Here is a 13,940-nt window from a genome sequence, read left to right as displayed (position 1 = left end):
CGATCGTACACCTCACAGGGAAATAGATCTAAAATGACCAAAGCAGAAATTCGCGAAGAAGTGCTCGACATCCTTGCCGATATTGCTCCGGATGAAGATCTGTCGAACCTCGACGATTCGCAGAGTTTTCGCGAGCAGATGGAACTCGACTCGATGGACTTCCTCGACATCGTCATGGAACTGCGGAAGCGCCATCGCGTGCAGATTCCGGAAGACGATTACGTGAACTTGGCCAGCATGAACAGCACGGTCGAGTACCTGGAACCATTGATGAAGGACATCGAGAAGGTATAACCGCGCGAGGCCAGCGGACGGAGATTCCAGGCCAGCACCCGAACGCAGGCACCTGACCTCTGATACCCGACTCCTGACCCCCGATCCCTCTCCCCATGTACGACACACTGATTATCGGCGCGGGCATGAGCGGGTTGGCGGCTGGCATTCGTCTAGCCCACTTTGGGCAGCGCGTTGCCATCCTCGAGCGTCACTACACGATCGGGGGGCTTAACTCCTTCTATCGCCTTCGTGGTCGCGACTACGATGTTGGTCTGCACGCGCTAACCAACATCACCCCCAAAGGCACCAAGAAGGGCCCGCTCGCGCGATTGTTGCGCCAGTTGCGGTTCTCGTGGGACGACTTCAACATCTCGCCGCAGAATGGTTCGCAGGTGGTGTTCCCTGGGGCCCGCTTGTCGTTTTCGAACGACACCGAGTTGCTCGAGTCGGAAGTCGCCCGCCAGTTTCCCGACCAGCTGCATAACTTTCGGAAGCTGATGGAGCAGATCGTCGACTACGACGACCTGACCGACGAGCACCAGCAACTCTCCGCCCGCGAAGTGGTTGGCTACTACCTTACCGAGCCGATGCTGGTCGAGATGCTCTTCTGCCCGCTTATGTATTACGGTTCGGCGCGGGAGCACGACATGGACTGGGGCCAGTTCTGCATCATGTTCCGCAGCATCTTTCTCGAAGGGCTCGGCCGACCCTATGCGGGCGTGCGGCTGATTCTCAAGCTGCTGGTCAAGAAATATCGCGCCCTCGGCGGCGAGCTGAAGCTTCGCTCGGGGGTCAAACGCATCGTGACCGACGGCGGCCACGTTGCCGGCGTCGAGCTGGAAGGGGGCGAGCAGATCGAAGCTCGCAGGGTGCTTAGTTCGGCTGGCTGGTGCGAGACCATGCGACTGTGCGACGACGGCCGCCAGGTAACGAGCCGCGCGAGTGGGCAGCTGAGTTTCTGCGAAGCAATTGCGACACTCGATGTGCCTCCTGCAACGTTCGACTATCACCAAACGATCACGTTCTTTAACGACTCGCCGCAGTTCCATTGGACCAAGCCGACTGGTCAGCCATGCGACTTGCGAAGCGGGGTGATTTGCTCGCCCGATAACTTTGGCTACGACCGCCCACTCGGCGATCAAGGCACCATGCGGATTACGGTGCTCGCCGATCAGGATCAATGGCTCGGGCTCGAAGAGTCGGACTACCGCCTGGCGAAGCATCGCTGGTGGGATCGCATTGTCGAGTCGGCCGTGCGGTTTGTGCCCGATTTCCGCAGCCGAGTGATCGATACCGACATGTTCACGCCGAGCACGATTGTTCGCTTTACTGGTCACGACAACGGAGCCGTCTATGGTGCTCCGGAGAAGCAACTAAACGGCACCACCCACCTCGATAATCTCTACGTTTGCGGTACCGATCAAGGGTTTGTCGGCATCGTCGGGGCCATTATTAGTGGTATCTCCATGGCAAACATGCACTGTTTGCGCGAGTAACCGGTGCTTGTTGTTGGTTGTCCACGTAGCCGATTGGCTACCCCTCCCGCGCGAGAACATTACCATGCGTGCCGAAGTGATTGCCATTGGCGACGAGCTGACCAGCGGCGAGCGACTCGATACCAATACTCAGTGGATTAGCAAGCAACTCACCGACATCGGCCTTGAGGTGATGTTCCACACCACCGTCGGCGACGACCTGGCGGCCAACATCGATGTGTTTCAGGCGGCCATCGAGCGGGCCGACGTGGTCGTCTGCACCGGGGGGCTTGGTCCCACGGCCGACGACCTTACTCGCGATGCCATAGCCGCCGCATTGAGGGTGCCGTTGGTGCGCGATGAGGAGTCGCTGGAGCACATTTGTAGCTTGTTTACCAAGCGGGGCCGCCAGATGCCCGAGCGTAACGAGCGGCAGGCCGACTTTCCTCAAGGTGCGGCCAGTATCTTTAACCCCAATGGCACCGCCCCTGGCATTCACGCCCAGGCGACGAAAGCCGCAGGGGGAAGCTGCCACCTATTCGCGTTGCCTGGCGTGCCGGCCGAGATGCATGAAATGTATACCGCCACGGTTGCCCCGGCCGTGCTGAGCCTGATCGGCGAGCCCCGCGTGATCCGCCATCGGGCGATCAAAATCTTCGGGCCAGGCGAGAGCCAGCTCGAATCGATGCTGCCCGATCTGATTGCTCGGGGCCGCGAGCCGCGAGTCGGCATCACCGCCAGCGGAGCGACGCTCACGCTGCGAATCACCGCCAGCGGGCCCGACGAGGCCTCGTGCCTGGCGGCCATGGAGCCGACCGCCCAGCAAATTTACGACGCAGTAGGCAAGTACGTGTTCGGCGAAGGCGAAATCGATCTTCACCACGCGACGCAGCAGTTATTGGCCGAAAACAACGCGACTCTAGCGACTGATGAGTGCTTTACACGGGGCCTGGTGGCCTCGTGGATGGCTGAGGACGAGTTGGCCGAGCGAACGTTTACTGGCGGGCAGCTGTCCTGGACAATGAGCGACGTAGCTCAGGCTGCCAGCGACGTCCGCGAGCGACTCGGCAGCACCTACGGGTTGGCCATTGGCCCGCCGATGGCAACCGAACAGGTGACCGTCGCGGTGGCCGACGAGCGACGCGTGGTGACTGAGGATTTTAAACTAGGCGGGCACCCGGCCGTGGTCGGCCCACGCATTGCCAAGTGTGCCCTCAATCTGTTACGAAGAGCGATTATCGGCGACGCGTAGATCGTGTCGTCCGTGTTTTCCCCCATCCACCGATCGGTCTACCCACCGTGTTCAATCTACGCATCGCCGCTGCCAGTGTGAATCAAACTCCGATGGACTGGAGCGGCAATCGCCGCCGGTTGATCTCGGCCATCGAAGAAGCCCGCGTGGCAGGGGCACGCATCCTCTGTCTGCCCGAGTTGGCCGTCACGGGATATGGCTGTGAGGACATGTTCTTCTCGGTCGGCGTGCAGCAGGCGGCCCTCGAAGGGCTCAGCAGCTTGCTGCCGCACACCCGCGGCATGGCAGTCGCAGTAGGGTTGCCGTTGTTTTACGAGTCGAGCCTGTACAACGCCGAAGCGTTGATGGTCGACGGCGAACTGGCCGGCATCGTCTGCAAGCAGTTCATGGCCAGCGACGGCATTCATTACGAGCCGCGGTGGTTCCGCCAATGGCCAGCCGGAGTCGTCGGTCAGATGGAACTCGACGGCCGGTTGGTGCCCGTCGGTGACCTGTTGTTCGACATCGGCGGAGTCCGCATCGGTTTCGAGATCTGCCGCGACGCCTGGATCTCCGAACGACCAGGCGGACGCCTGGCGCGACGCGGAGCCGATATCATTCTAAACCCCAGCGGTAGCCACTTTGCCTTTGGCAAACAAGCGACTCGCGAGCGACTGGTGCTCGAAGGCTCGCGGGCGTTCGGCGTCACGTTTGTGTATTGCAACCTGCTTGGCAACGAGTCGGGACGCAGCATCTACGACGGCGGCGTGCTCATGGCCAGCGGTGGCAAAATGGTCGCCCGCGGCCGGTTGTTCAGCTACTCCGACATCGAGCTGACCGTCGCCGACTTCGATATTCATCGCAATCGACTGGCCCGTGGGCAGGCGTTCGACGCTCGCACTCGCGTCGAACGAGCCGGCGAGTCGCTGCAGTTCCTGCCGATGGACTGGCAAGACGCCGGACCGAGCCTGGTCGACAACGTGTCGGATCCCGAACCGTGGGAAATCGGCCAGCATTCCAAGTTCGAAGAGTTCAGCCGGGCGGTGCCACTCGCGCTGTTCGACTACCTGCGGAAGAGTCGGGCCCAGGGCTTCGTGGTTTCGCTCAGCGGTGGTGCCGATTCGAGTGCGGTCGCGGTTCTCGTGAACCTGATGATTCAGCGGGCGCTCAAGGAGATGTCACCCGCCGAGTTTGTCGATCGCTTGGGGAGCTTCCCGCGACTCAAGGCAGCACTCGAGTCGCTCGACACCGAAGATCCCATCGAGGTGGCCAAAACGTTTACCGGTGCACTGCTGGCCTGCGTGTATCAACCCACGCGGAACTCGTCGGATACCACGCGTAATGCTGCGAAGACGGTGGCCAACGCCGTGGGGGCCGATTACTTCGAGTGGGACGTCGACGCTCAGAATCAGGGGTACATCGATCTGGTGTCGAAGGCCGTGAATCGCGAGCTGGAGTGGGAAACCGACGACATCGCACTGCAGAACATCCAGGCCCGCACGCGGGGGCCGGGCGTCTGGTTGTTGGCGAACCTGCGGGGAGCCATTTTGCTGGCGACCAGTAATCGCAGCGAAGCAGCCGCCGGCTACGCGACCATGGACGGCGACACCTGCGGTGGGCTTTCGCCGATCGCAGGCATCGATAAGCAGTTTATTCGCAAGTGGTTGCGATGGCTCGAGACCGTTGGTTCGGAAGACTTACAGCCGGTGCCCGAGTTGGCCGTGATCACCGCCCAGGAACCAACCGCCGAACTCCGCCCGAACGAAGAGCACCAGACCGACGAAGCCGACCTGATGCCTTACCCGGTGCTCGATGCAATCGAGCGGGCGGCGATTCGCGACAAGCAACTTCCGGCCGACGTGTACGCGGTGATCCAAGCCCAGTACCCCGAGGTCGAGGCCACGCAGGTGGGGCGATGGGTGGTTCGGTTCTTCGAGCTGTGGTGTCGCAATCAATGGAAACGCGAGCGATACGCTCCTAGCTTCCACGTCGACGACGAGTCGCTCGACCCGAAGAGCTGGTGCCGGTTCCCAATTCTCAACAGCGGCTTTGCCGAAGAGCTAGCCGAGTTGAAAGAGCAGCTAGGTATCTAAAGCACTCGTAAGAGTCGTCCCGGCGAGTGGTTGCCACATTGCGCTTTTAGCGGACGCTACTCCTACCAGGACGTGTACGCGACGTTAATACAGCTTGCAGTTTTGTTGAGAGCTGCGGCGACAATGCGTGCGGAGTCCAAGGCACTGTTTCCATCGCGTTCGGCATTTGCGTCGAACCGCGTACCTGCTGCAAGTCGTAATACCTCCAGCGGTCTTGCTCGACTCTGTGGGTGGTGCGGTGTTGCTCTCAGCGACTTCGTCTGCCGAGTAGCCATACATCTGACGGGCCATCTGCAAGTAATCGGCCACCGGTTGCAAACCAATCGCAGCGCGGCGCTCGTCGAGCGTCGCCTCGTCCTGCGTAGGGCGAAGCACTAACTCTCCCGCTTCGACATGGAGCTGCGTACCAAACTTCTGTGGTTTGCCTTGAGCCACGAGCACGCGATCGGTCAGGTAGGCGACGTTCTGCTGCGAGACTTCGTGTTGAGGTAGCTCGTTCATGAGCGTCAGGCACTTGAGCTGAAACTCCGGCGACCGATCCGCATGCTGCACCAGCAGCCAGGCCGCCTCGGAGCCTTGCTGGCCCACTTGGCTTATCGTTGGCCAGCCTTGGGTATCAACCAGTTTCCGCAGCCAGGCGGTGTTGTCGGCGTCGACCTGCTTGAGTCGCTCGGCAAGTCGCTGATATTCCAGCGGGGTGGTCTTCAGCCACTCCTGCAACCGGTTCTTCGACGAGTCCCCTTCGGCTGGCTTGTCGTCGTAGGGGCGCCCGTTGGTTTGCTCCCAATCGAGCAGTGCCTTGCGAGCCTGCTGATCGACATCCCAGCGACGTTGTAATTCGCGTGTGAGCGCAGAACGCGTGTTCTGCTCCGTGGCAGTGGGCTCGTCGGCAAGGATAGCCGTGGCAAAGTTCAGCGCCATGGCCAGCAGGGCGGTGAGAGACTTCATGTCAATCGTCTGATGCGTAATAGACGCCTGGTGGGAGAGGACCTCTACTTAACTGTTCGCACTGATTATTGTATCCCTTTTTGCCTCGCGGGTGTTAGCCACCTGCCTTGCGAACTAGCCGCCAGCAGCGGTGAATTCGCTGGTTGCGGAAGTCTTCCGGCACGGTTTGTTTCGAGATTTCCCGCGTCTGGTAGCTGGGCAGTTCATTTTCGTCGAACTTGAACCGGCGGAAATTGTTGCTGAAATAGACCACTCCCTCGGGCGACATCCGCTCGGCCAGTGCTTCGAGCAGTTCCGCGTAGTGATGCTGCACGTCCCAGTCGTCGATTTCCTGCCGGTCGGCACCGGTCCGCTTGGTATTGCTGAAGGTCGGTGGATCGACCACGGCTAGGTCGAACATCGGCTCGCTCGGCAACGCGTGCACCCACTCTCGCGAGTCGGCTACCAGGAACTGATGCTGAGGACCACCGAATCCGTTACGCTTGAGATTTCGCTCCGCCCATTCGATGTAACTCGGCGACAGGTCGACCGTGGTGGTGCTCACCGCCCCGCCGGCCGCCGCGTACACGGTGAACGACCCGGTGTAGGCAAACAGATTCAGGAACCGCTTGCCGGCCGCTTCGTCGCGGACCATGCTGCGGGTCTGGCGGTGGTCGAGGAACAGCCCGGTATCGAGGTAGTCGGAGAGGTTTAGCTCGAACTCCAGCCCTCCTTCGTGAGCGATCATTATTTGATGGTCGCTGCCAAACTTATCGTACTGCGACGCGCCGCTTTGCGTCTGACGGAACTTGGTAAACACCCGCTTGGGGTCGACCTCTAAAGTCTTCGCCGCGGTGGTGACCATCAGATCGAGCCAGTCGGCGTGTTCGGCGGCGGTGCGTTCGTGGGGGCGGACGTACTCGGCGATCACCAACGCGTCTTCGTAACGATCGACGATCAGCGGCACGTCGGGCACGTCGCGTTCGTACAGCCGAAAGCAAGTGATGCCCCGCCGAGTCGGCCAGCGGCGAAGATGCCGCGCGCGTTTCGATAACCGATTCGCAAACTCGATCGCTTGCCGCTGTGCTTCCTCTTTAAGTCCACCAAATACAGGGGCCGGTTGTTCGCGTTTGGTGCGCGCGGGCTTGGGCGTGTCGCTTAACTGCTTCTGGGGTGGTTGCTGCGCGGCTGTTTGCTTGTGACTCGATTGGTCGCCTCGTTGTTCGTCGGGCGTTTGCTCAGCGGGAGCTTGCTGTTCGGGCGAGTGCTCATCGGTTGGCGCAACGCTCGGTGTCTTGATCACTTTACCCTCGGCGTCGCGGCGCGGAGGTCGTGGGCCGAGGAACTGGTAGAACGTGCACTCGATGCGACCGTTGTAGAGCTTGCGACGCCGAGTGGCGGTCTGGCCAATCAGGCGTTCGAAGTCTTGTCGGGCGGTCAGCAAGTAGTGCGACCAAGTCGGCAACCGGCGAAGCACGATCGGAATTTTCTTGTGCAGCTCGATCGATTCACGCTCGTCGCCGATGCGGATGCCGTACGGGGGATTGCAGATCAAACACCCGTACTGGCGGCTGCTGGTGAGTTCGTAAAAATCGCGCTGTTGAAAGTGAATGTCGCCGACCACGCCCGCCCGCTCCGCGTGATGGCGAGCCAGTTCCAGCGATTTGGGATTGAGGTCTGTTGCGACGATCCGCTGCTCGAGCGGCGGCCCCCACAGGTCGCGGGCCTCCTCGCGAGCAGTATGCCAGCGGTCGGCCCCGACGGCCGGCCAAGCCTCGGCGGCGAACTCACGATCGATCCCGGGGGCCGAGTTGCGACCCTGCAGGGCGGCCTCGATGGCAATGGTGCCAGTGCCGCAGAAGGGATCGATCATCGGCCGGTCGCGATTCCAGACGCTCAGCGATACCATGGCCGCGGCCAATGTCTCGCGCAACTGACCCTCGGCCACGCTGGTACGATAGCCGCGTTTATGGAGACCTAAGCCGGAGGTATCGAGCAGCAGCGTCGCGGTGTTCTCGAATAGCTCGACCTCAATTGCGTAGCTCGCGCCGGTCTCGGGGAGCGCCGCAACGTGATGGGCCTGCAGCAGTCGCTCGGCGACCGCTTTGTTCACGATTTTCTGACACGCCGGCACGCTCGATAGCTGCGACTTATGCGAGCGACCTCGCACGGGAAACGCCCCGTCGGCCGGGATCCAGCGTTCCCACTCGAGCGAGTTGGTACCATCGAACAATAGCCCGAAGTCGTCGGCCTGGAACGAGCCGATGGCAATCACCACCCGCTCGGCGGTCCGCAGCCACAGATTCGCCCGGCAGATGGCCGACTCGTCGCCGGAAAACGCCACGCGCCCCGGCCGTAGCACCCGCGGGGCGTAGCCCAACTTTTCGAGCTCGCGAACCACGAGTTTCTCCAGGCCAAAAGCGGTGGTGGCAATCAGTTCGTAAATCGTAGCGCTCGCAGGTAGTTGGGGGATGGAGGGCAGGGGGGAAGGTTGAGCCTCGTCGTGGCCGAAGGTACACGCCATAATACTCTGTAAGGCTCACGAATGTTACGGACCGGTCCCCACTCGCCATGCTGCAGCGTTACAAACTCCAGGACGAACCCCTTTCGCGGTACTACTACGCGTACGTACCCCCCGGCGAGCGGCTGCCGCTGGTTCTGGCCTTTCACGGCGGCGGCAGCACCCCGCTCGATATGGCCCGCTTCAGCCAGCTGACGCAGGTCGCCGAGCAGCAGCGGTTTGCCGTGGTGTTCCCCTCCGGCAGCGGCCCTTGGCCGGAGTATCTCACGTGGAACGCGGGCATCTGTTGCGGGCACGCTTCGCGGCGCAACATCGACGACGTTGGCTTCGTCGGGCGTTTGCTCGATCGTTTGCTCGACCAATTTCCTATCGACCCGAGCCGGGTGTACGCTACCGGCATGTCGAACGGCGGCATGTTCTCGTACCGCCTGGCGGCCGAAATGCCGCATCGTTTTGCGGCCATCGCTCCCGTCGCAGGCTGTTTGAGCATCGACCCGCCGCGGTTGCCGAGGGCGGTGCCCGCCCTGCATATTCACGGTACCGCCGACCATTTTGTGCCGTACCAGGGGGGCGGGGGGAAGCGCAGCTTACGGCAGATTCAGTTTCCGTCGGTCGCCGAGTCGCTCACGCGCTGGTCGGCTGCCTGCGGCCTTGAAGCCGCCGAGCCGGAGTACCGCGAGTACCCCTACGATCGCACTTTGGCCAACGACGAGCCTTTGGCAGCCCATCGGGCGGTCTACGCGACAGTCGACGGAGTCGACCAAGTGGTCGAAATTCGCGTTTCTGGCGGGGGACACACCTGGCCGGGCTCGGCTCCGCTGTGGTGTTTTCTGGGGCCAACGCTCCTAGGGCTGCCCGCTGGCGAGGTGATATGGCGGTTTTTTGAGCAGTTTTTTTGCACAGCTCGTAGCTCTAAGTAAAATGAAGTTTCACCGGAACCTTTGCATCCATTGCTCCCTCGGCGGCCGCGGTGCCCAACACCCCGTTGCGCTGGCCGCCCACCCGCTTATCTAGCGTCCCACCTTTGTACCAGGAACAGTCTCCATGATTCGCCTCTGCACTACCGCTCTAGTGTTGTTTTGCTTATGCAGCTCGACGCTGCTCGCACAAACCGTGCGATTCGAAACGTCGGTAGGCAGTTTCGACATGGTGCTCAACCCCAACGACGATCCCAATCTCGATCCGCTGGTCAACAACATGTTGGCCTACGTCGGGCTGGGACGGTACCACTTCAGTGCGATTAACCGGGCGGTCGATCAGGACAACGACGACGCCAGCGACGACTTTGTCCTGCAAATGGGGGGCTTCATGGGATTTGCTCCCGATCCCGATCAATGGACCCGCATGGTGCAATCGGTCGAGAAGCTGAATGAGGTTGTCACCGATGCCGATGGCGATGGCGAAGTCGACTTCGATTCGATCACCAACTCCCGCGGCACCGTGTCGCTGGCCTTGGCTTCTGGCAACGTGAACAGCGGTACCAGCAGCTTCTTCATCAATCTCGGCGACAACTCGTTTCTCGACTCGCAAGGCTTCGTCCCCTTCGCCGAGATTCAGAACATGCAAACCATCGATCAGATCATGCGGCTCGAACAGCTTGATTTGAGCGAGCAACTAGGCAGTTCCGGCAACTTGGCTTTCACCGACGTGCCGATCACCGAGGAAGAGCGTTTGGTGGTTGTGAAGCGGGCCTACGTGGTCGATCCCGGCGACGACTTCTCGTTCGTCGGACCCATCGCTGAAGCATTGCTCGCCCAGCGCGAAATGGAACAAGAACTCGCCGCACTCGCCTTTGGTAGCACCTCGGGCGGGGGATCGGCTTCTAATACGTCGACGACCAACGTGCCGGAACCTGCATCGCTGGCTTTGCTGGCTGGACCACTCGCCCTGTTGGGCTGGTACGGTATCCGCCGCCGCTCGTAGATAGCCAGCATTGCCGTGTGCCGGTAACGTGCTCGCTGGACCGTTACGATGTCGTTGGTCCTGGCACCGGCACTTCAAACTCGGCCAATAGCGGCAAATGATCCGAGGCGGCTCGCGCCACCGCGAGTCGCCCCGCGTAGCCATTCACGGCCTGGCAATCGCCGCGGAAGTAGATGTTATCGAGCGGGCGGAGCGGTGCCCTGGCGGGGAACGTGCGCTGCAGCCCGGTAGCCGAAGCGTATCCGGCCGGTACCATCAGCCGCTTGCCAATCGCTCCCCATACGTCGTTGAAGTCGCCCCCGATCAAACTGGGGGTGTGATGATGCACCCGCGCCAGGGCCGAATCGTCGAGCAACCGCCGTAATTGGATGCGCCGCTCGTAGCCCGCCAGGCCCAGGTGCAAGTTGGTGACCACCAACGTGCGCTGGTGTCCCTCATGGTGGAGGGTGAGCTTGGCGATCTGCGCGCGGCGACGTTTCTTGGGCCAGACGGTCAGTTCGAAGTCCTCCGATTCGTGAATCGCGAACCGAGTCAGCATCGCGTTGCCATAAGCCCCTTTTTTGAGTGTGACGTTCCGCTGATAGATCGAGTGCGCGAAGCCAAGCTGCTCGGCCAGCACTTCTACCTGACACTCACCCCGCGAGCGGGGCACCCCGTCGTCGACTTCCTGCAGCAACACAATGTCGGGCTCGTAGTGGGCAATCACTTCCACGATGCGCGGCAAGCGATATCGCCGGTCGACGCCGCCGATGCCTTTGTGAATGTTATAAGTGAGGATCCGAACTTGCATGGCAGGCTGCGTTAGAGCACCGGGCTTAGGAGACGCAATATGTTCTCCAGTAGCTTCTCGCGAAGGGGACGCTCCCGCCATCTTACCGGATTGAGCAGCTTGCTGTCTTCGATGTAGCTTTGCTGCAATTCGCGCAGGTGTACTGCGTAAGTCGCGCCATAGACGAACAGCGACACTTCGTAGTTGAGCCAGATGCTCCGCATGTCGAGATTCACGGTGCCGAACATTGACATCGAGCGGTCGGCCGTGATCGATTTGGTATGCAGCAGCCCCGCCTGGAATAGATGCACTTCGACACCCAGCTCCATGAGTTCGTCGAGGTACGACCTACTCGCGTAACGAGTGAGCAGCGAGTCGACCTTCGCTGGCATCACCAGATGCACCTCCACCCCACGAGCGGCGGCCCCGCGAATCGCCCGCAGCAGCGAGTCGTCGGGAACGAAGTAGGGCGTCGTCATTACCAGTTCTTCGTGGGCCGAGTTGATGATGGCCAGCAGCATTTGCAGTAGCCCGTCGGAGGTCTCGACCGGACCTGAGGGAATCACCTGCACGTCGCCCCCGCCTTGCGACTCAACGCGTTTGATTCCCGCGCTTTCGATGATGTCTTCGATCGACTCATCCGACTCCACCAACCAGTCGCCGATCATGGTCATCGCCAGGGGAGCCACTACCGCTCCTTTGAGTCGCACCATGGCATCCACCCATTCGCCGACGTTGGCTTCCTGCTTGAAGAATCGGGGATCGACCAAGTTCATGCTGCCGGTCCAGGCCAGCTTGCCATCGATCACCACGATCTTGCGGTGGAGTCGCAAATCGTTACGCGAGAAAATCGCCTGCCACACTCCGGCAGGAAACGCTTGCAGCAGCTTCACGCCCGCTTCGCGGAGTTCGGCCGGTTGTTTGCTGCGCCACCATGGGCGGGCCCCCACGGCGTCCACTAGCACTCGGCACGAAACCCCTCGCCGACTGGCGGCCACGAGTGCTTCGACCACTTTGTCGGCCAATCCGCCTTCGTTCCAGATGTAGAACTCCATCAGCACGCTGGTTTCGGCCCGATTGATATCGTCGGCGATCGCCTGCAGGATCTCCTGCGAGTCGGTCAGCAGCTTTCCGGTGCTTCCGGCGACAGTCGGTACCCCAATCAGCTTGTCGCCGAGGTCGTTCATCGCTTTCGCGTGGCCGCGATGCTGCGACCAATCGACCTGGGTAATCGACTCGCCGAGCATCAGGTCGGACAAGCGAGAGTAGTCGGTGTGCAGCCGGGCGATTTTCTGGGCGCGGCGCTGGCCGACGCGGCGTTCGCCGATCAGCAGGTAGAAAATAGCCCCCGCCAGCGGTACCGTGATCACCAACAGCAGCCAGGCCAAGGCAACGCCGATCGCCGGTTTTCGCATGACGACGCGAAACGTGATCGTCACGAACGTGGCCAGGTGGGCGATCACCAGCAGCCAAGAGTAGATAGCAGCTTCCATCAATGCGTTCCCCAGCAAGGCAGAGTCGTCGTGCATCCCAAGTATGCTTGGTAGCCCTCTCCGGAGCAACCGAGGGGGAGTGTTCAGGGATTCGCGATGATGGGGGACGGTCTTGTGGTTTCAGGTCCTGAGCCAGAAAAGCGTCCATCGGTAGGCCACCTCTCTAGCCTACGCCTGCGGCTGCGGGCTAAACGAAGAGAACTTGCTGAATGGGGAAGTTTTCGCTAGGAATTGGCCACTGGTAGTGTTCTAATGGATAGGTAAAGGTGGCTGTCGGCTATCCGCTTTCGGCTGTTGGCTTTTGAAGAAAGGAGGTTTGCGAAATGTGATGTTTCCGATGAACTCGAACTTTAAGCGACACGCAGGCGAAGGTTGGCCGGCGTGGGCGCTGGCTGCTGCGCGGTTGTTAAGGCTGTAGGCTCTAAGCTCTCAGCGGCAGGCGAGATTCTTCAGTCGCTGGAAGCTTTATTGGCTCTAGGCTTTAGGCTGTAAGCGATAGGCTAGATCCTTCGGGTCGCTAGAAGCTCCCGTCAGGAGGACATTCCGTAATCCGAAATCCCCAATCGTGTCTCCTTCCCAGAATAGTTTCCCATGGGTGGGAATCTATTATCCAACCGATGGGGTTAGAACCCTCGCCTTCAGGCGAAACCTTCAGGTTCATATACTACTGGGATGGATAGTTACCGGACTGGAGCACATAGCCGCTTTGATTTGAAATACCATTTCGTGTGGGTCACGAAGTACCGCAAGGCGATCCTGAGAGGTGACGTCGGGGTACGGGTGCGTGAAATCGTGCGTGAGGTGTGTCGGACGAACGATATTGAGATACTGCAGGGGGCGGTCTCGGCCGATCATGTGCATGTTTTGTTGTCATGCCCTCCGAATCTCTCGCCCAGCAAGATCATGCAGTATCTCAAGGGCAAGAGTTCGCGAAAGCTTCTGATGGAGTTCCAGCATCTGCAAAAGCAGTACTGGGGGCGTCATTTGTGGGCCCGCGGGTATTTTGTGGCGTCTAGCGGAAGTGTGACTGAGGAAGCGATCACCGCGTATATCCAGGGGCAGCGGGGAACGGAGCCCAGCGACGGGGAAGATAACTTCCGCGTAACGCCTTCGTGAGTGAAGGACTTCAGTCCGTAGCTCACGAACTCTTCCCAAACCTACCGGCTTCCAGCCGGTAGTAGTTCAGTTTGGGCACTTTCCGCGGAGGTATTGATGTAAATGCATACAGTGAA

Annotated in this window: 11 protein-coding genes; 7 read left to right on the top strand and 4 right to left on the bottom strand. The window is 60.7% G+C overall.

Annotation, left to right across the window (positions count from 1 at the left end; all coding sequences use genetic code 11):
* Window positions 1-33: 33 nt before the first annotated feature.
* The 4 genes from Pan181_RS16275 to nadE all read left to right on the top strand — a co-directional run bounded on the left by Pan181_RS16275 (window position 34) and on the right by nadE (window position 5,075).
* On the top strand, window positions 34-294 hold the full coding sequence (locus tag Pan181_RS16275; RefSeq protein ID WP_145248186.1) for an acyl carrier protein: 261 nt from the start codon (window positions 34-36) through the stop codon (window positions 292-294).
* Window positions 295-389: 95 nt separating this feature from the next.
* Window positions 390-1,772, top strand: coding sequence for a phytoene desaturase family protein (locus tag Pan181_RS16270; protein WP_145248184.1), 1,383 nt, complete (start codon window positions 390-392; stop codon window positions 1,770-1,772).
* 64 nt (window positions 1,773-1,836) lie between these two features.
* Window positions 1,837-3,003 carry a competence/damage-inducible protein A gene (locus Pan181_RS16265; RefSeq protein ID WP_145248182.1) on the top strand — a complete coding sequence of 389 codons (1,167 nt, stop codon included), beginning with the start codon at window positions 1,837-1,839 and terminating at the stop codon, window positions 3,001-3,003.
* A gap of 47 nt (window positions 3,004-3,050) precedes the next feature.
* Window positions 3,051-5,075, top strand: coding sequence for an NAD(+) synthase (gene nadE, locus Pan181_RS16260; protein ID WP_145248180.1), 2,025 nt, complete (start codon window positions 3,051-3,053; stop codon window positions 5,073-5,075).
* A gap of 84 nt (window positions 5,076-5,159) precedes the next feature.
* Here nadE and Pan181_RS16255 read toward each other — a convergent pair whose 3' ends face one another.
* Together Pan181_RS16255 and rlmKL are read right to left on the bottom strand one after the other, a co-directional pair.
* Entirely contained in the window at window positions 5,160-6,023 is an 864-nt protein-coding gene (locus tag Pan181_RS16255; protein WP_145248178.1) for a DUF6624 domain-containing protein, read from the bottom strand.
* A gap of 94 nt (window positions 6,024-6,117) precedes the next feature.
* Window positions 6,118-8,526 carry a bifunctional 23S rRNA (guanine(2069)-N(7))-methyltransferase RlmK/23S rRNA (guanine(2445)-N(2))-methyltransferase RlmL gene (gene rlmKL, locus Pan181_RS16250; protein ID WP_145248176.1) on the bottom strand — a complete coding sequence of 803 codons (2,409 nt, stop codon included), beginning with the start codon at window positions 8,524-8,526 and terminating at the stop codon, window positions 6,118-6,120.
* Between the two features lie 47 nt (window positions 8,527-8,573).
* Here rlmKL and Pan181_RS16245 point away from each other — a divergent pair, with 47 nt between their 5' ends.
* Both Pan181_RS16245 and Pan181_RS16240 read left to right on the top strand, forming a co-directional pair.
* Window positions 8,574-9,443 (top strand): alpha/beta hydrolase family esterase, encoded by an 870-nt coding sequence (locus Pan181_RS16245; protein ID WP_145248174.1) that lies wholly within the window; start codon window positions 8,574-8,576, stop codon window positions 9,441-9,443.
* A gap of 124 nt (window positions 9,444-9,567) precedes the next feature.
* Complete coding sequence (locus tag Pan181_RS16240) at window positions 9,568-10,446, top strand: peptidylprolyl isomerase (RefSeq protein WP_145252270.1); 879 nt, start codon at window positions 9,568-9,570, stop codon at window positions 10,444-10,446.
* Window positions 10,447-10,489: 43 nt separating this feature from the next.
* Here the strand turns inward: Pan181_RS16240 and Pan181_RS16235 are convergent, their stop codons facing one another.
* Together Pan181_RS16235 and cls are read right to left on the bottom strand one after the other, a co-directional pair.
* The gene (locus Pan181_RS16235; protein ID WP_197528417.1) at window positions 10,490-11,236 is read right to left on the bottom strand and encodes an endonuclease/exonuclease/phosphatase family protein; all 747 of its coding nucleotides are present in this window, start codon (window positions 11,234-11,236) and stop codon (window positions 10,490-10,492) included.
* 11 nt (window positions 11,237-11,247) lie between these two features.
* Entirely contained in the window at window positions 11,248-12,744 is a 1,497-nt protein-coding gene (cls, locus tag Pan181_RS16230; protein WP_145248169.1) for a cardiolipin synthase, read from the bottom strand.
* Between the two features lie 636 nt (window positions 12,745-13,380).
* Between cls and tnpA the strand changes: the two genes are divergently transcribed.
* Complete coding sequence (gene tnpA / locus Pan181_RS16225) at window positions 13,381-13,824, top strand: IS200/IS605 family transposase (protein ID WP_145246807.1); 444 nt, start codon at window positions 13,381-13,383, stop codon at window positions 13,822-13,824.
* Window positions 13,825-13,940 lie beyond the last annotated feature (116 nt).

Source organism: Aeoliella mucimassa (assembly GCF_007748035.1).
In the GTDB taxonomy this organism is placed as follows: Bacteria; Planctomycetota; Planctomycetia; order Pirellulales; family Lacipirellulaceae; genus Aeoliella; species Aeoliella mucimassa.
Note: the sequence above shows the minus strand (reverse complement) of the source record. Positions and strands in the feature narration are given on the sequence as shown.